This window comes from Blastomonas ursincola (assembly GCF_013607875.1).
GTDB classification, from domain to species: Bacteria; Pseudomonadota; Alphaproteobacteria; order Sphingomonadales; family Sphingomonadaceae; genus Blastomonas; species Blastomonas ursincola.
This window is the reverse complement of record NZ_VDES01000003.1, coordinates 210371-228160: the sequence shown is the minus strand read 5'-3', so window position 1 is coordinate 228160 and position 17790 is coordinate 210371. Positions and strand designations below refer to the sequence as shown.

The following is a 17790-nucleotide window of genomic DNA, read 5'->3' as shown; positions in this document are numbered from 1 at the left end:
CAGCTGCGTTTGCCGCTAGATAAACCCTGGTCTGGCGTTTTACCAGTAGGGCCGCTCAGATTGCGGTTGCCCGCAGCCCGAGAAACTGCGCCAAACGCCGATGGCGGCGCTCGACCACCTCGCCCATCAGGGCCTTGTCGCGCGGTTCCAGCACCAGTTCGAGCGCATCGCCGCTGCGCTGCAATCGCGATCGACGCAAGACATCGTGCGTGCCCGCCGCGAGCCTTTGCGCCAGGCGCATCGCCAGTCCCCAACCGATCGCCCGGTTGAGCATGGCATCCGATGCGACATGGCGTTCGAGCGGGAACGGACGCGGCCCACCGCCGAAATTGGTATAGAGCGCCTGCCCGATCATCGACCGCCCGATGACATCGATGCCGACCCAGTTGCCGTGCAGCGCGATCTCCAGCCCGCGTTCGGCGCGAAAATCAGGGCTCGCCTGCCAGGCGACATCGGACAGGTGGCACGCCGCCATCAGCCAGCGTTGCCATTCGGGCGGGTCGTCGCCGAACACCGGCGATATCCAGTCGAAGAGCGGGCGCGCATCCTCACCGAAGCGCGACTGCAGCTGGCCGAAACGTTCGGTGGCGACGAGCAGCGGATCGCGCTGGCGTACCTCCGGGTCCATCCGGGCGTAGAGCAGGCCCTCGCGCAGGCCGAAGGACGACAGCACGAAGGCGCTTGGCTTCACCAGGTCTCGCATCATCCGGAGCAGCGCGATCGCATCGGGCAGCGTCTCGATGCGCGACGGTGCGAGCCCGGTCGCCTGGCGCAGCGCATCCCGCTCCATGCTGCGATAGCCCGCCAGCACCTTTTCGGGCCGTGCGACATCGATCCGGTACTGGTGCAGAACCTTGAGCGGATAGGCCGTCAGGTGCATGTCGAGCCGCCCGAAAGCGCGCCAGGAGCCGCCGACGAGATAGAAGGGCTTGCCCGGATGCGTGGCGAGCCATGGATAGGCCGCCACCATCTTCTTGAACGTACGCGACAGCGCCGCCGAATCGCCGCGCCGGATGGCGGCCGCGCGCAGCACGCCGAGCGGCAGGGTGGCGGTATCGAGCACCTCGCCGCCGGCGACGCGCGCAAGATCGAGGCTGCCACCGCCCAGGTCTCCGACAATGCCGTCGGCATCGGGAATAGCCGAAATCACGCCCAAGCCCGCCGTGCGCGCCTCGTCATCGCCCGACAGGATCGTGATATCCAGACCCAGCGCCTCGACCTTGCGGGTGAATTCCTCGCCATTGCCGGCATCGCGCACCGCCGCGGTCGCCACGCACACGGTCTCGTCGACATCCATTTCGCGCGCGACGATCCGAAAACGTTCGAGCGCCTGGATGGCGCGCGCCATCGATGGCTCGTCGATCATGCCGGTTTCGGCAAGCGAGCGCCCTAGCCCGGCCATGACCTTCTCGTTGAAGATCAGCGCCGGATTGCGCCGCGGTCCGGAGAACACCACCAGGCGCACCGAGTTGGAGCCGATATCGATGATCGCGGTACGATAGAGGTGAACCGGCTGGTTCTGCTTGCGAATGAAGAAATTCACGGGGACGTCCGGCTCAATCGATCTTCGCGGCGCGCCGATGCAGGCTGAGCTTGGGCACGTCCTCGCTATGCTTGAGCGCCTTGCCACGGCCCGAAAGCGACGGATTTGTCATGAAATAGCGGTGCAGATTGAATGGCTTGTCCTCGGTTTTTATCCGATGATAGCAACCATCGGCATCCAGTTCCCAGCTCTGTTCGTTGTCGAGCAGATTGGCAACCATGACCTGTTCAAGCACCTGATCGTGCACCGTGGGGTTCTCGATCGGCAGCATGTACTCGACGCGCCGATCGAAATTGCGCGGCATCCAGTCGGCCGAACTGATGAAGACCTTCGCCTTGTCATTGGGCAGCGCATCGCCATTGCCGAAGGCCCAGATGCGGCTGTGCTCGAGAAACCGCCCGACGACCGACTTCACCCGGATATTGTCCGACAGACCGGGCACGCCGGGGCGCAGGCAGCAGATGCCGCGGATGATCAGCTCGATCTGAACCCCGGCGCTGCTCGCCGCATAGAGCTTCTCGATCATGGCGGGGTCGACCAGCGAGTTCATCTTGGCCCAGATCGCTCCGATCCGCCCGGCCCGCGCCTCTTCCATCTCGTGATCGATCAGCGCGATCAGATCCTTGCGCAGATCGCGCGGCGACATGGAGAGCAGTTCGAGTTGCTCAGGCTCGACATAGCCGGTGATGTAATTGAACAGCTGCGCGGCATCGCGTCCGGCGCGCGGATCGGCGGTGAAGAAGCTCAGATCGGTATAAATGCGCGCGGTGATCGGGTGGTAGTTGCCGGTGCCAAAATGGCAATAGGTGCGGAATCCCTCGGGCTCGCGCCGCACCACCATCGAGATCTTGGCGTGGGTCTTCCACTCGATAAAGCCATAGACGACCTGCACTCCGGCGCGTTCGAGCGCGCTGGCCCAGAGCAGATTCTGTTCTTCGTCGAACCGGGCCTTGAGTTCGACCACGGCCGTGACCGACTTGCCCGCCTCCGCCGCAGCGATCAGCGCGTTGATCACCGCCGACTGCTTGCCGGCGCGATACAGCGTCTGCTTGATCGCCACCACATCGGGGTCCGCCGCGGCCTGCTTGAGGAAGGCGATGACGACCTCGAAGCTTTCATAAGGGTGGTGGACGACGATGTCCTTGCTTCGGATAGCTGCGAAACAATCGCCGTTATGCTCTCGAATTCGTTCAGGAAAACGCGGCGTATAGGCTGGGAATTTCAGGTCGGGGCGATCCTCGTCGACCAGCGCGGCAAGATCGCCGATACCCAGAAAGCCGTCATCCGACGACTTGGTCCCGCCCTCGTGCAGCAGATTGTCGTCGAGCAGCTGCGCCAGCCCCTTGTCCATCAGCCGCGAAGTCTCCAGGCGGATCACCTGCCCCCGCCGCCGGCGTTTCAGCGCCGTGCGGAAATAGAGCACCAGGTCTTCGGCCTCTTCCTCGACCTCGATATCGCTGTCACGGATGATGCGGAACAGCCCCGATCCGCGCACATCATAGCCGGGAAACAGCTTGTCGGCGAACGCCACGACGATCTTCTCGAGCGCCAGATACAGGCCCCGCCCCCCGGCAATGCGCAGGAAACGCGGCATGGTGGCCGGCAGCATCACCAGTTCGCGCACCGTCTTGCCATCCGACCGGCGCTTGAGATCGAAGATCAGGCTCAGCCCCTTGTTGGGGATGAACGGAAAGGGATGCGCCGGATCGAGCGCCTGCGGGGTGAGCACCGGGAAGATCTGCGTCACGAAATGCTCGCGCAGCCAGGCGCGGTCGGTTTCGCCCAGATCCTCGACATTGGCTTCGACCACGCCGGTATCGGCAAGCAGCGTCCGCAATTCGCTCCACACGCGCTGCTGCTCGGCATTCAGCCGGTCGACGGCCCGTTCGATCGCGGCAAGCTGCTGCACCGGCGTGCGCCCGTCGGCCGAGCGCTCCTCGACATGCTGCGCGACCTGACCGACCAGCCCGGCGACGCGGACCATGAAGAACTCGTCGAGATTGTTGCCCGAGATCGACAGGAAACGCAGCCGTTCGAGCAAGGGATGGCGCGGATTGCACGCCTCTTCGAGCACGCGATCGTTGAACGCCAGCCAGCTCAGCTCTCGGTTGAAATAGCGGCGTTGCGATTCGATAGAACCCGCCGGTTTCGCTTCGATCTCAGTCGGTTGGGCTGCCATCGGTTCCTGCCAGTTTCACCAGTGCCTCGCGCACCAGTCTTTGGCCGATCGGGCGCTGCATTGCCAGCGCCATCTCGTCGATCGTGCGCGCCAGGTCGCGAATGGCGGGATAGGATCGCTCGGTGCGCAACGCGGCATAATGCGCCAGGCCATCGGGCAAGGCGAGCCCGGCCCGTGCGAGCAGCTTCTGCAACAGCAGCTGCGTCATCTCCTCGTCGGGCGGCGGAATCTCGATCAGCAACGATGCCCCGAGGCGCGACAGCAGATCGGGCAGCTTAATGCCCCATTCGCCCGGCGGCGTGCTCGCGGCAAACAGCACCGGCAGCCCCTGAGTCTGCGCCCGGTTCCAGGCATGGAACAGTGCCTCGTCGCTCTCGCCATCGGCATTGTCGATAAAGTCACCGCCAGAGCCTGCGGCAAAGGCCCTGCCGATCACGGTCTTGCCCGATCCCGTCGGGCCGATCAGTACCGCCGCGCCAAAGGGCAGCCGGGTCCAGTCGAACAGCCGGTCGATCGCCGCACGGTTCGCGGCAGTGACCAGGAATTCGCTGTCACCGTCCGGTCCGGCTGCCGCAAAGGGCAGAGCGAACTGGCGAGTCATGTCATCCGCCGCCGGGCGCCGGGGCCGCGCGCGATATGCGCAGCACCCCTGCCCCTTGCTGGACGCGGAAACCGCGCGCCTCGAGCGCACCCCGCAGCGCATCGATATCGATCTGCGCATTGACCTGCATCACCGACGTGCCGCCCAGGGCAAGGCTGGCGGTGCTGGCGGAATTGACGCCCGGAATGCTGCGCACGAGCCGTTCGCCCGCCTGCACGGCCGCCACATCGGGGGTGTCGAACTGGATCGAGATGATCTGCGTGCCCGTGGTCAGACCGCCCGATTCGACGGGCATATCCTCGGCCAGGCTGTCGTCGAGCATCTCCTCGACCACTTCGACCGGCTTCTCGATGATCAGCGAGGAATCGGGGCGGAGTTCGCCGGAGCGGACGGCGCCGGCATAGATGCGGTCGAGCCGCTTGATGCCCTGATCGAGCATCGCGGCCAGCCCGTCGCTGTTGCGGGCCTTCAGCGTGAAGCTACCCAGCAGGCGGCTATCCGGGCCGAAGCGCGCAGCGAAGCGCCCGGTGATCGGCCCGCCGGGATATTGCCGTTCGACCTGCACCACCGGGATGACCACATCGGCAGCGCCGAACTGGTCGAGAATGAGGCGCCACCAGGTGCGGCTGCGGCGTCCGGTCTGCGCGGCGTTGACTAGCAGCGAATCCGCGCCCGATCCGTAAGGACGGATATAATCGACAATGCTTTCGGCGGTGCGATAACGCGCCCAGGCTGCCTGCCAGGGCGTGCGGTTCTCGAAGGTCTGCGCCGAGCCGCCGCTGATATAGATGGGCACCACCAGCATCGGCGCCGATCGCAGCACCGATCCGCTGACACCGAGCAGCTCACCGGCACGCGCACGATCGAACAGCACACCCAGGGTGGCGATATAGCGGCGCGGGCCGATCTGCTCGTTCTCCACGACGATCGCCGAGACGATGCCGTCGAGAGCCGAATCGCTGAGCTTGGGCGCTGCGCCCGAACGGTTCATCTGCGACCACAGCTTCTGCCAGCCCTTGCGCTGCGCGTCGCGCCAGGCGTTGGAGCGCGCCTCATCGGCATTCTTGCCCGAGCCATCGACCTTGACCCCGCTCACCTCGAAATCGCCGCCGCTGGCAATCGGCGGAATGCCGCGATCGCCCTCGATCTGGGCATAGACCAGCGCGCCCGCGCCAAGCAGCAGCGCGAACAGGGCGAAGGCGATCCAGACGCGGGAAAATCGGGGCGCCGGACGTTGCAGGGGCAGGCTGGTGATCAATGTATCCTAGCTTCAAACAACCGCGCGAAAACGAGCTTGTCGCCCCCTGCCCGTCTCCGGCGGCGGCGTGGCCGCTCTTTTGGCGACAATGGCGTGGAAATCCAAGCGAGAAGTCGCTAACCGCTCTGGCCATGACTGACAAGACCGGCGACGCGCCAAATCCGACTTCGTACAGCTATGCCCAGGCGGGCGTTTCGATTGCCGCGGGCAATGCGCTGGTCAAGGCGATCGGCCCGCTGGCCAAGGCGACGGCCCGCCCCGGCGCCAATGCCGAACTGGGCGGCTTTGGCGGCTTTTTCGATCTCAAGGCCGCCGGGTTCAAGGACCCGCTGCTGGTCGCCGCGAACGACGGCGTGGGCACCAAGGTCAAGCTCGCGATCGATCATGACCGGCATGATGCGATCGGCATCGATCTCGTCGCGATGTGCGTCAACGATCTGATCGTACAGGGTGCCGAGCCGCTGTTTTTCCTCGACTATTTCGCCACCGGCAAGCTTGATACGGGCGTGGCCGAGCGTGTCGTCGCAGGCATTGCCGATGGCTGCAAGCTCGCCGGATGCGCGCTGATCGGCGGCGAGACCGCCGAGATGCCGGGCATGTATGCGCCGGGCGATTATGATCTCGCGGGCTTCTGCGTCGGTGCGGTCGAGCGCGACGAGGTGCTGACCGGCGACCGCGTGAAGCCGGGCGACGTTCTGCTGGGCCTTGCCTCGTCGGGCGTGCATTCGAACGGTTATTCGCTTGTCCGCCGTCTGGCAGCGGACAAGGGCTGGAAGATGAACCGCCCCGCGCTGTTCGACCAGGAGATTCTGCTCATCGACGCACTGATCGCGCCGACGCGAATCTATGTTTCCTCACTGCTGCCGGTGGTAAAATCGGGCCGCATTGCCGCGATGGCGCATATCACCGGCGGCGGGTTGCTCGAGAATATCCCGCGCGTGCTGCCGGAGGGCGCCCATGCGCATGTCGATGCCGATGCCTGGGCGCAGACCCGGCTGATGGCGTTCCTCCAGGCACAGGGCAATATCGAGCCCGAGGAAATGGCGCGCACCTTCAACTGCGGCATCGGCATGGTGCTGGTGGTGGCCGAAAGCGATGTCGCCAGCGTGACCGCCGATCTGGAAGCGGCGGGCGAGACCGTTCACCGCATCGGCCGCATCGATGCAGGCGACAAGGGCTGCACCGTCAGCGGATCGATCGAGACCTGGAGCGCGAAATCGGGTTGGAGCGCCACCCATGCCGGCTAAGGCGCGCGTCGCCATCCTGATTTCCGGTAGCGGCACCAACATGGCCGCGTTGCTCTACGCCTCGCGCGCACCGGCCTGTCCTTATGAGGTGGTGCTCGTCGCCTCGAACGATCCGAACGCGGGCGGGCTGAAGCTCGCCGAGGCCGAAGGCGTCCCGACCTTCGCATTGTCGCACAAGGGCATGGACCGCGAGAGCCATGATGGGGCGATGGACAAGGCGATCCGGCAATCGGGTGCGGACCATGTCGCGCTGGCCGGATACATGCGCATCCTCACCCCGGGCTTCGTGCGCAGCTGGGAAGGACGGATGCTCAACATCCACCCCTCGCTACTGCCCAAGTACAAGGGGCTGCACACGCACCAGCGCGCACTCGACGCCGGTGACAAGGTCGCGGGGTGCAGCGTGCACCTGGTGACGGCAGAGCTCGATGACGGCCCGGTGCTCGGCCAGACCGAGGTCGCGATCCTGCCCGGCGACAGCGCCGAGAGCCTCGCCGCGCGCGTGCTGATCGCCGAGCATCAGCTCTATTCGCGCACGCTCGCTGATTATGTCGCGCGCGAGAGCGATCCCGACTGGATCGTCGCCAAGGTCGGCGAACTGGCGCTGGCGCTGCCCGAGACCGACGCGCGCCCCTCGCACGGCGCGCCCGGCTGGCGCGTCGGCGGCGAGAAGGCCGGCAAATATTTCGCCTATGTCTCGATCCACCATCATGGCGAGGAAGCGATCGCGCTGCTCGTCAAGACGAGCGGCGCGGACGAACAGGCCGCGCTGGTCGATCAGGACCCCGAACTTTATTACCTGCCCAAATTCTACGCGCCGTCGGGCTGGATCGCGATCCGGCTGGACACGGGCCGCACCGATTGGGACCATATTGCCGACTGGCTGCACCGCAGCTGGCGCAGCGTCGCGCCGAAGCGGCTGACCAGGTTCATGGACATCGCGGCGGAATTCTGATCGGCGGCGTTACCTGCGGGCCTCCGCCCAGAGTCGCCCCAGAATCAGGTCGATCTCCGGCGGATCGAACGGATCGAGCCCCGAGCCCGGATAGAAGGTCATCTCGCCGAAGCGCGGTGCTCCGTCGATCTCGTAGAAATCGACGCGGACGAAATCGAAGCCCTGCCCCAGCGTTTCGGCAGCCTCGATCATCCGGTCCAGCGAGCTTGGCCTGGCAGGGTCGGGATCGCGTGTCGGCGACGAGAAGCGCCGCCATTGGCGGTCGAACAGCATCCAGCGATGCCGCGTCTCGCGTTCCAGATGCACCTGGATGCACGCCACCTCGCCGCCGAAGACATAGAGCTTGTAGTCGATGGGGAGCTGCCCATCTGTGCCGATAAAGGGTTCGACCAGCAGCCCGCGCGGGATCTCAAGATAGAGCCATTCATCGAGCCAGAGGCCATAGGGCTGGGCCATCCAGGCCTTGCTCCTGCGTCGCACCGCCTCCCAGTCATCGCGCAAACTGCGGACAAAGGCGCGTTGATTGCAGCCATGGCGCGACTTGACGACCAGCGGCAGGGGCCAGCTTGGAATTTTCGGCAGCACGTCACCCTGCCAGAGCGTCGGGGTGGTCCATTCGCGTCCGAGCCGGTCGGCGACATAGGCCTTGGCGGCGACCTTGTCCGAGCAGACCGGCATTCGCGGGTCGCGGTCGATCAGCTTGCGGCGCTGGACGAATTCGGTGAAGCGTCGGGGATCTTCCAGGTCCGGCAGGCGATGGTGCCGCCAGAAATAGGTCATCGCGATCCGCAGCCTGGCCAGGCGATCGCGGGTGGCGCGCATGGGCGGCGATGCCAGCGCTGCCGGGTTCAGGTCGGGCCCGGCAGCGCGTGGCATGATGATCAGCCGACGATTTCTTCCGGCTTGAAGAAATAGGCGATCTCGATCGCGGCATTCTCTTCGCTGTCCGAACCGTGGACCGAGTTCGCTTCGATGCTTTCGGCCAGTTCCTTGCGAATGGTGCCGGGTTCGGCATTGGCGGGGTTGGTGGCGCCCATGATGTCACGGTTGCGCTTCACGGCGTCTTCGCCTTCCAGCACCTGCACGACGACGGGGCCCGAGATCATGAACTCGACCAGTTCACCGAAAAACGGACGCTCGCGGTGGACGGCGTAGAAGCCCTCGGCCTGCTCGCGGGTCATGTGGATGCGCTTGGAAGCGACGACGCGCAGGCCGGCTTCTTCCAGCATCTTGGTGACCGCGCCGGTCAGGTTGCGACGGGTGGCGTCGGGCTTGATGATCGAAAAGGTCCGGGTGACGGCCATGGGGATGCTCCTGCTTTAGGTGATATGCCTCGCGCACGCACGGCGCGATTCGCCGCCGCCCCTAGCGGGCCGTATGGTGCGCTGCAAGAAAAACCGCCGAAAGACCGGTCGGGTACGCCCGTTCAGCCGGCCCCTGCGATCAGCGTGATCGACGATCCGGCATCGGCAGGGGCAACCTGCAAGGTGAACGAGCCACCGTCCTTGGCTCCTGCAATCGCGCGCATGTCACCGGTGGTGATCTCTGTCTCGACCTTGAAGCCCTTGCCCTCGACCGACTTGCGATACCAGGCGATGACGGCATCGGGCTTGGCGCTGCTTTCCATGACGACCATGGCACCCTTGTTGCCATCGCTGTTGCTGTTCATCGTCGAGACGACCTTGGCGCCCGGATAGACTTCGAGCCCGAACGGCAGCTTGGCATCGGTTGGGCCGGCGTTGATGTTGACGGTAGCCGAGCCGTCCGCACTGGTGATCTTGACCTCCGACGCGTCGCCGTCCCCCTCGCGGGTGACCTTCACCTCGTTGCCCTCGGCATCGCTATAGACGGTCTTCTCGCCGCCGCAGCCTGCCAGCAGCACCACCGCTGCGACTGCCATCAAAGAGTTGCGCATTCCACCGTCTCCTATGGTTCGCGCGCATCCTGACGCTTGCCGGGGGTCTGTTCAACCCATTTGCCGCCATCCTGCTTCCAGTAATGCCGCTCCAGCCCTTTGCGTTCGCCCAGCGCGACCCAGGCCTTGCGCGCATCGGCGATCGTCGCTTCGCCGAACAGCAGGAACACCCGGTCGAAGCCCAGCGCCTCGTCGCGCCACTGCCCGTCCGCCAGCGCGATGAACCGCGCGCCATTGGCGGGCTCCACCCGATCGGCGAGCAGGATCGGCTGCACCTGGGGATTAGGCCCGTCGATCTCCCCGTGCGCGAGGAAACTGTCGGGCTTGAGCGACCACAAGGCGGTGCTCAACGCCTGGCGATGCGCGGCATCGGATGACAGCACCAGCATGCGCTGCCCAAGCGCCAGCGTGCGCTCCGCCAGAAGCGGCAACACCCGCTCGGCGGGATCGCGCGTCAGGTGATAGAAATCGACCTGCATTTCAGCCCCTTCGCATCATGCATCGTCATTCCCGCGAAAGCGGAAATCCTGATCAGGCAGTGACCCTTGTGCAAAAGCGGCCCCCCCGCCTTCGCGGGGGTGACCTCGAAAACCACCACTCGAGAGTTCGGATCAATTCTCGAAATTATCCGCAATCCACTGATTCAGAAGGCGAACGCCATAACCGGTCGCGCCCTTGTCCCAGACCGGGCCGGGTTTGTCCGCCCAGACCATGCCGGCAATGTCAAGATGCGCCCATTTGACACCGGGCTTGATGAAGCGCTGGAGGAACTGCGCCGCCGTGATTGACCCGCCGCCCTTGGCCCCGACATTCTTCATGTCGGCAATCGGGCTGTCGATCATCTTGTCATAGGCGCTGCTCAGCGGGAAGCGCCACAGCGGATCGCCCGCCAGCTTGCCTGCTGCGGTCAGCTTTTCGGCAAGGCCATCGTCATTGCTGAACAGCCCGGCATGCTGGTCCGCCAGCGAGATGATGATTGCTCCGGTCAGCGTCGCGAGATCGACGATATACTCGGGCTCGTAATTCTCCTGCGCCCAGTGCAGCGCGTCGCACAGCACCAGACGGCCTTCGGCGTCGGTGTTGATCACCTCGATCGTCTGGCCCGACATGCTGGTCACCACGTCGCCGGGGCGCTGGGCATTGCCGTCGGGCATGTTCTCGACCAGCCCACAAATGCCGACGACATGCGCCTTGGCCTTGCGTCCGGCGAGCGCCTTCATCGTGCCCGCGACCGCGCCTGCGCCGCCCATATCCCATTTCATGTCTTCCATGCCGGCAGCGGGCTTGATCGAGATGCCGCCGGTGTCGAAGGTCACGCCCTTGCCGACCAGAACCACCGGCTTGGCCTTTGCGTCGCCGGTGCCGTTCCAGCGCATCGCGATCAGCCGCGGCGGACGGACCGAGCCCTGCGCAACGCCGAGCAGCGCGCCCATGCCCAGCTTGGCCATTTCTTCCTGGCCCAGCACGGTGATCTCGACGCCGAGCGATTCCAGATGCCTGCAGCGTTCGACAAAGCTTTCGGGATAGATGACATTGGCCGGCTCGGTCACCAGATCGCGGGTGAAGGCGACGCCCTCGGCAATCGCGGCCTGGTCGGTCCACACCGCACCAAGGCCCGCTGGCCCATTGACGACGCCGATCTCGCCCAGGCTCACCTTCTGCTTCGCGGGCAACTTGGTGCGATAATGATCGTGCGCCCAGCTGCGCAGCGTCGCACCGAACAGGAACTGGCTCGCGCCCTCGCGATTGCCGCCCAGCGCGCCAAGCCCCATGTCGACGGCGAGCGAGACCACGCCCGAGCGCTGATATTTGGCGACCAGCTGACCGCCAGCTCGCTCCAGATCGGTGCGCGACTGACCGCCAGTGCCGACCAGCGCGACGCGCAGCGTCTTGCCGCCTTCGCCCACGAAAATGTCGAACACCTCGCCCGCGCCGCCCTCGAAACGCGCCGCTTTCGCGCCATCGATCACCACTTTGCCGGATTCGAGCGGCAGGTTGAGGCTGGCCAGCTCATCCTTGGCGACCGGATAGGCGATCACGGCATAAGCGTCTGCGGAAGCGTCGAAAACAATGTTCATCAAAGGGTCCCCGAAAGGCGGGCCGGTCGGCCGGTTAATCGATTGTGAACCATGTCGCGCCTAAGACGGAGCGGCGCAAAGGGGCGACACGGCGCTGCGTGCCATATTGGTGGCAGATCGCAGCTTGCAAGCGATAGGACAGGTTCGGTTTGTTTGCCAGCATTTGCCGCAGCCTTAAACGGACCATCGAAAGCGGTTTGCGCTCGGGCTTTTGCAGTGCAATAGGCGCGATTCTGGCGCGTGGACGGCCCGTGATTCTGGGCGATGACAACCACCGCATGAATCGACGGATGGCTGGCTTGCGCTTTTCACGGACAGGTTTGTTGCTGGGATCAGCGCTGCTCGCAGCGCAGGCAGCCCCTGCGCTCGCCGCCGATCAGGCCGCAGCGCAACCCGTCTGCACGCGCACCAGCTATCTGCTCGGCGAAAATCTGACGTTCACGCGCAAGGACATCGTGCAATATGCCGATGAACAGAACGCGCCTGCCGCAGGCGCCGCCGGCGAAGAACAGCAGGTCATCGAGTTTACCGCCGACCGGCTCGATTACGACAGCAATGCCGATGTCGTCACTGCCACCGGCAACGTGCTGCTGGTCCGCGCAGACCAGTCGCTGGTCGCCGACAGCGTCACCTGGGATCGCAAGACCGGCCAGGTCCGCGCCAATGGCGGCGTCCAGATCACCGATGCCGAAGGCAACAAGCTCTATGGCGATTCGATCGAGCTGACCGAATCGATCCGCGACGGCGTGATCGAGAATATCCTGGTCGTGCTCGAAGCCGGCGGCCGCATGGTCGCCAGCCGTGGCACCCGGACCGATGGCGTCATCACGCTCGAAAATGCCGCCTATTCGGCCTGTCTGGTGGAAACCCCCACCGGCAAGCCCAAGAAGCCGAGCTGGCAGCTCCGCGCGATCAAGGTGGTCTACAACCCTGCCGACAAGCGCGTGCGCTATGATGGCGCGCGGCTCGAGCTGTTCGGCCTTCCGGTCATTCCGATGCCAGGGCTCAGCCACCCGGTCGGCGAAGGCAGCGGATCGGGCATACTCGTTCCCGATATCCGCTTCAGCCAGGCCAATGGCGTTCAGCTCAGCCTGCCTTATTATATTAGCCTGGCGCCCAATCGCGACCTGACCGTCACCGGATCGGTGTTCACCGAAGCGCTTCCCATGGTGAATGCGACCTATCGCGCGCTCACCGATCGCGGCGCCTATCAGATCACCGGCTATGCCACTGCCGGATCGCGCATTCCCGTGGGTGCCGGCAATGTCGCGCCGGACAGCCAGAACGATTTTCGCGGCTATTTCGATGCGACCGGGCGGTTCCAGCTGGACGAGGCGTGGAGCATCAGCGGATCGATCCGTGCGGTTACCGACCGCACCTTCCTGCGCCGCTATGACGTGAGCCGCGAAGACCGGCTGCGCTCGACGATCGAGGCGGAGCGGATCGGGCCGAACAGCTATTTCTCGCTGGCTGGCTGGGCGACGCAGACCTTGCGCGTCAATGATCCGCAGGGCCAGGTGCCAATCGCGCTGCCGGTGGTCGACTGGCGCTATCGCATGCCCAACCAGGTTGCAGGCGGGAAGGTCGAGTTCCAGCTCAACACGCTCGCCATCGGCCGCACCTCGGGCCAGGACACGCAGCGGGCCTTTGCACAGGCCCGCTGGGACATGCGCCGCCTGACCGGCCTGGGCCAGGAATTCACGCTGACCGCATTGGCGCGCGGCGACGTCTACAACAGCAGCGACAATGCGCTCACCAACACGCTGATCTATCGCGGCGAGTCCGGACTCAGGGCGCGCGCCAGCGGATCGATCGCGGCGGACATGCGCTGGCCGTTCGTCGGCGAGGCCTTTGGCGGCACCCAGGTGCTGAGCCCGCGCGTGCAGGTCGTAGCGACTCCCACCACGGGCAATCTGGAACTGCCCAACGAGGATTCGCGCGCGATCGAACTGGAAGACAGCAACCTCTTCTCGCTCAATCGCCTGCCCGGCTATGACCGGATGGAAGAAGGCGTGCGCGTCGTCTACGGTGTCGAATGGTCGCTCCAGCGCCCGGGCATGCAATTGAATGCCGTCGTCGGACAGAGCTATCGCTTCGATGACGAGCGCGATTTCCTGCCCGAAGGCACGGGCCTCGGCAACCGCACGTCGGACGTGGTCGGCCGGCTCGACCTGAAGCTGCGCAACTTCATCCGCTACACCCACCGCTTCCGGCTCGACAAGGACAACCTGGCCGTGCGCCGGAACGAAGTCGATGTCACCGTGGGTGGTCGCCAGACCTATGTCCAGGTCGGCTATCTCAGACTCAACCGCGATATAGGTCCGGAAATCGAGGACCTGCAGGACCGCGAGGAACTGCGTGTTGCAGGCCGGGTGCGCATCGCGCGCTACTGGTCGATCTTCGGCGCAGGCGTGTTCGATCTCAGCGACCGCGAGGAAGACCCGGCGCTGCAGGCGGACGGCTTCCAGCCGATCCGCACGCGGCTGGGCGTCGCCTATGAGGATGACTGCCTCGAGCTCGGCGTTACCTGGCGGCGCGACTATATCCCGGTGGGCGATGCCCAGCGCGGTGATACCTTTCTGCTGCGTGTCGCCCTGCGCAACCTTGGCTTTTGATCGCAAAGGCGATATTCACCGCCCCGCTCAGCCACGGTTAAGCCGATTTTGGGCAAGGGGTCGCTTTGTCCCATTCAGGAAGATATGAGCTTGCACGCATTGAACACTATCGCGATCCGTACCCGCAAGCTGGCCCGGACCACGCTGGCCAGCGCGCTGATCGCCGGCCTCGCCCTCCCCGCCACCGGCCAGACGGTGCAGGATGACGCGGCGGCGATGCCCGACACCTCGCTCAAAGTGCCCGAGGGGCTGACGATCTTCGGCAAGCAGGACCCGAATGTCCGCCGCGCCACCGCGATCGTCAACAGCGAGATCATCACCGGTACCGATATCGACGAGCGCGTGGCGCTGATCCTCGCAGCCAACGATGCGCCCGTATCGGAAGAAGAGCGTCAACGCCTGCGCCTGCAGGTCCTTCGTAACCTGATCGACGAGACACTGCAGATCCAGGAAGCTGCCGCCAACGACATCAAGGTCGACGAGAACCAGGTCGAGCGGACCTATGCGCAGGTCGCGCAGCAGAATTTCCGTCGCGATACCGGCGCGCTCGACAAGTATCTGGCCAGCATCGGCTCCTCGCCGCGCTCGCTCAAGCGCCAGATCCGCGGCGAACTCGCGTGGCAGCGCCTGCTCGGCCGCAACGTCACACCCTTCATCAACGTCTCCGAAGAGGAGGTGAAGGAAGTCATCGAGCGCTTGAAGGCGAACAAGGGTACCGAGGAATATCGCATCGGCGAGATCTACCTCTCCGCCAACTCGCAGAACCGCGCCGAAGTCGCAAAGAACGCCGCACAGATCGTGCAGCAGCTGCAGCAGGGCGGATCGTTCGTCGCCTATGCTCGCCAGTTTTCCGAAGCGTCGACCGCAGCGGTGGGCGGCGATCTCGGCTGGATCCAGCTTGGACAGCTGCCGCCAGCGCTGGGCGTCGTTGCACGCGACATGCAGGTCGGCCAGCTCGCGGGGCCGATCGAAATTCCCGGCGGCTTCTCGCTGATCTATCTGATCGACAAGCGCCAGGTGCTGACCGCCAACCCGCGCGATGCCCTGCTCGGCCTCAAGCAGCTGTCGATCGCCTTTCCGCCCGGCATCTCCGAAGCTGAAGCGACCAGGCGCGCGTCCGAGTTCGCCTCGGCCACACGGCAGATCAAGGGTTGCGGCGCGGCCGACGAGATCGCCAAGCAGCTCGGCGCCACCGTCACCAACAACGATCAGGTGCCCGTGCGCGAACTGCCTGCGCCGCTGCAGGACACGCTGATCGCGCTGTCGATCGGCGAAGCGACCCAGCCCTTCGGCTCGGTCAAGGACGGCGTGCGCGTCCTCGTCCTGTGCGGCCGCGATGATCCTTCGGCCGATGGCGGCCCCAGCCCCGAACAGCTGATGGCCAATATGGAAGAGGACAAGGTCAATCGTCGCGCGCAGATCTATCTGCGCGACCTTCGCCGCGACGCCGTGATCGAGTATAACTGATGCACCCCGGTCGGTGCCTCGCGTGACGCAATTGCTGGCCATTTCGGCCGGTGATCCTGCCGGTATCGGCCCGGAAATCATCGGCAAGAGCTGGGACGCGCGCGAGGCCGAGGGTCTGACGCCGTTTTTCGCGGTAGGCGACCCACGCGCGTTCGAGGCTGTTTGGCACGGACCGATCGAGGTGATCGGCGACCCCGGGGAGGCGCGAGATGCCTTTGCCACTGCCTTGCCCGTGCTGCCGGTCATCGACAGCGGCCCGGTGATCCCCGGCGAACCCGATCTCGACGGCGCGCGCTGCGCGCTGCAAGCACTGGAAATGGGCGTGGGTCTGGCGCGCGCAGGTACCGCATGCGGCATCGTGACGGGGCCGATCTCGAAGATCCAGCTGCAGAAGGTCGGTTTCAACTTTCCCGGCCAGACCGAATTCATCGCCGAGGCCTGCGGCGTTTCGCGCCAGAATGTCGCGATGCTGCTCGCCGGTCCCGATCTGCGCGTCATTCCGATCACGGTGCATATCGGTATCGCGGATGTGCCGGGGGCGCTTTCGACCGAGCTGATCGTCAACCGGGCGCGCGCGGCGGCCAAGGGCATGGCGCGCAATTTCGGGATCGAGCGCCCGCGCCTCGCCATTGCCGGGCTCAACCCGCATGCGGGCGAACAAGGCAGCATGGGCCGCGAGGAGATGGAGATCATCCAGCCCGCAATCGACCTGCTGCGCGACGAGGGCTTTCTGGTCGCAGGTCCGCTGCCCGCCGATACGATGTTCCACGCCGCTGCGCGCGATCGCTATGATGTCGCGTTGTGCCAGTATCACGATCAGGCCCTGATCCCGGTCAAGGCGCTGCATTTCGACGATGCGGTCAACATGACGCTGGGCCTGCCGATCGTGCGCACCTCGCCCGACCATGGCACCGCGTTCGACATCGCGGGCAAGGGGCTGGCCAGCCCGCGCTCGATGATCGCCGCGATCCGCATGGCGCGAGCGGCCTGGACGCATCGCCAGTCGTACGAGGGCTGATGCGCACGCCCGTCACTGCCCTGCCCCCGCTGCGCGAGGTGATCGCGCGTCATGGCCTGGCCGCGAGCAAGGCGCTCGGGCAGAATTTCCTGCTCGACGAACAGTTGCTCGACCGGATCGCGGCGGTGCCCGGCGACCTCGATGGGCAGGATGTGCTCGAGATCGGCCCCGGACCTGGCGGGCTGACACGGGCGCTGCTGCGCGCGGGCGCGAACGTTACCGCGATCGAACGCGATCGGCGCTGTTTGCCGGCCCTCGCCGAGCTGGGCGAGGCCTTTCCGGGTCAGTTGAAGGTGATCGAGGGCGATGCGCTCGAGATCCCGCTCGCGAGCGTGATGCCCGGTCCGTGCCATATCGCGTCGAACCTGCCCTATAATGTCGGAACCGCGCTGCTGATCGGCTGGCTGAGCGGCCAGGACTGGCCGCCGCAATGGCGATCGCTCACGCTGATGTTCCAGCGCGAGGTCGCCGACCGGATCGTCGCCGCACCCGACAGCGATGCCTATGGCAGGCTCGCTATCCTCAGCCAGTGGCGCTGCCAAGCGCGGCTGGCGATGAAGGTCCATCGCAGCGCCTTCACCCCGCCGCCCAAGGTCATGTCGGCGATCGTGCATCTGACGCCTGCGGACATGCCCGACGGGATCAGGGCCGCGCGGCTCGAGGCGATCACGGCCGCCGCGTTCGGCCAGCGGCGCAAGATGCTGCGGCAGAGCCTCAAGGGGCTGCCCGGCGCGCTCGCGGCGCTGGAAGCCGTGGGCATCGATCCGGCGCGGCGGGCGGAGACGCTGAGCGTGGAGGAGTTCCTGTCGGTGGCGCGGGCGATGGAGACGACCTGAGCGGTTGCGCAACCATACCGCTACCCCCTTTCCTTTCGCCGAAACTCGCGTAGCATCCTCACCAAACCGCCAGACGAC

At 65.4% G+C, this 17790-nt stretch carries 15 protein-coding genes; 6 read left to right on the top strand and 9 right to left on the bottom strand.

The genetic code is table 11. From position 1 onward, the window contains the following. Positions 1–55: 55 nt before the first annotated feature. The 4 genes from FG486_RS14930 to FG486_RS14915 are packed head-to-tail and all read right to left on the bottom strand — an operon-like array spanning position 56 to position 5581. Positions 56–1543, bottom strand: a complete 1488-nt coding sequence (locus FG486_RS14930) for a Ppx/GppA family phosphatase (RefSeq protein ID WP_181268129.1) — start codon at positions 1541–1543, stop codon at positions 56–58. Between the two features lie 13 nt (positions 1544–1556). After that, complete coding sequence (locus tag FG486_RS14925) at positions 1557–3722, bottom strand: RNA degradosome polyphosphate kinase (RefSeq protein ID WP_066278220.1); 2166 nt, start codon at positions 3720–3722, stop codon at positions 1557–1559. Further along, positions 3703–4323, bottom strand: coding sequence for a P-loop NTPase family protein (locus FG486_RS14920; protein ID WP_181268128.1), 621 nt, complete (start codon positions 4321–4323; stop codon positions 3703–3705). The genes FG486_RS14925 and FG486_RS14920 overlap by 20 nt, the downstream gene beginning before the upstream one ends. 1 nt (position 4324) lies before the next feature. After that, a complete protein-coding gene (locus FG486_RS14915) occupies positions 4325–5581 on the bottom strand; it encodes a hypothetical protein (protein WP_066278216.1) in 1257 nt (418 codons plus the stop codon). A 131-nt stretch (positions 5582–5712) separates the two neighbouring features. Between FG486_RS14915 and purM the strand changes: the two genes are divergently transcribed. Together purM and purN are read left to right on the top strand one after the other, a co-directional pair. Beyond that, on the top strand, positions 5713–6828 hold the full coding sequence (purM, locus tag FG486_RS14910) for a phosphoribosylformylglycinamidine cyclo-ligase (protein ID WP_181268127.1): 1116 nt from the start codon (positions 5713–5715) through the stop codon (positions 6826–6828). Beyond that, positions 6818–7783, top strand: coding sequence for a phosphoribosylglycinamide formyltransferase (gene purN / locus FG486_RS14905; protein ID WP_181268126.1), 966 nt, complete (start codon positions 6818–6820; stop codon positions 7781–7783). Before purM ends, purN begins: the two co-directional genes overlap by 11 nt. Positions 7784–7792: 9 nt before the next feature. Here purN and FG486_RS14900 read toward each other — a convergent pair whose 3' ends face one another. The 5 genes from FG486_RS14900 to FG486_RS14880 all read right to left on the bottom strand — a co-directional run bounded on the left by FG486_RS14900 (position 7793) and on the right by FG486_RS14880 (position 11776). After that, positions 7793–8659, bottom strand: coding sequence for an ATP-grasp fold amidoligase family protein (locus FG486_RS14900; RefSeq protein ID WP_241695838.1), 867 nt, complete (start codon positions 8657–8659; stop codon positions 7793–7795). Between the two features lie 5 nt (positions 8660–8664). Then, a complete protein-coding gene (ndk, locus tag FG486_RS14895; protein ID WP_023837915.1) occupies positions 8665–9087 on the bottom strand; it encodes a nucleoside-diphosphate kinase in 423 nt (140 codons plus the stop codon). Positions 9088–9209: 122 nt separating this feature from the next. Continuing rightward, positions 9210–9698, bottom strand: a complete 489-nt coding sequence (locus tag FG486_RS14890; protein WP_181268125.1) for a hypothetical protein — start codon at positions 9696–9698, stop codon at positions 9210–9212. An 11-nt stretch (positions 9699–9709) separates the two neighbouring features. Beyond that, a complete protein-coding gene (locus FG486_RS14885) occupies positions 9710–10177 on the bottom strand; it encodes a DNA polymerase III subunit chi (RefSeq protein WP_181268124.1) in 468 nt (155 codons plus the stop codon). 132 nt (positions 10178–10309) lie between these two features. Then, the gene (locus tag FG486_RS14880) at positions 10310–11776 is read right to left on the bottom strand and encodes a leucyl aminopeptidase (protein WP_066278196.1); all 1467 of its coding nucleotides are present in this window, start codon (positions 11774–11776) and stop codon (positions 10310–10312) included. Positions 11777–12066: 290 nt separating this feature from the next. On the opposite strand from FG486_RS14880, the gene FG486_RS14875 reads away from it, so the two are divergent. The 4 genes from FG486_RS14875 (at position 12067) to rsmA (ending at position 17712) form a co-directional block, all read left to right on the top strand. Beyond that, on the top strand, positions 12067–14391 hold the full coding sequence (locus FG486_RS14875) for an LPS-assembly protein LptD (RefSeq protein ID WP_425543259.1): 2325 nt from the start codon (positions 12067–12069) through the stop codon (positions 14389–14391). A gap of 84 nt (positions 14392–14475) precedes the next feature. Then, positions 14476–15858 carry a peptidylprolyl isomerase gene (locus FG486_RS14870; protein ID WP_181268123.1) on the top strand — a complete coding sequence of 461 codons (1383 nt, stop codon included), beginning with the start codon at positions 14476–14478 and terminating at the stop codon, positions 15856–15858. A gap of 22 nt (positions 15859–15880) precedes the next feature. Next, positions 15881–16876 (top strand): 4-hydroxythreonine-4-phosphate dehydrogenase PdxA, encoded by a 996-nt coding sequence (gene pdxA, locus FG486_RS14865; protein WP_066278190.1) that lies wholly within the window; start codon positions 15881–15883, stop codon positions 16874–16876. Next, positions 16876–17712 carry a 16S rRNA (adenine(1518)-N(6)/adenine(1519)-N(6))-dimethyltransferase RsmA gene (gene rsmA, locus FG486_RS14860; protein ID WP_181268122.1) on the top strand — a complete coding sequence of 279 codons (837 nt, stop codon included), beginning with the start codon at positions 16876–16878 and terminating at the stop codon, positions 17710–17712. Before pdxA ends, rsmA begins: the two co-directional genes overlap by 1 nt. Positions 17713–17790 lie beyond the last annotated feature (78 nt).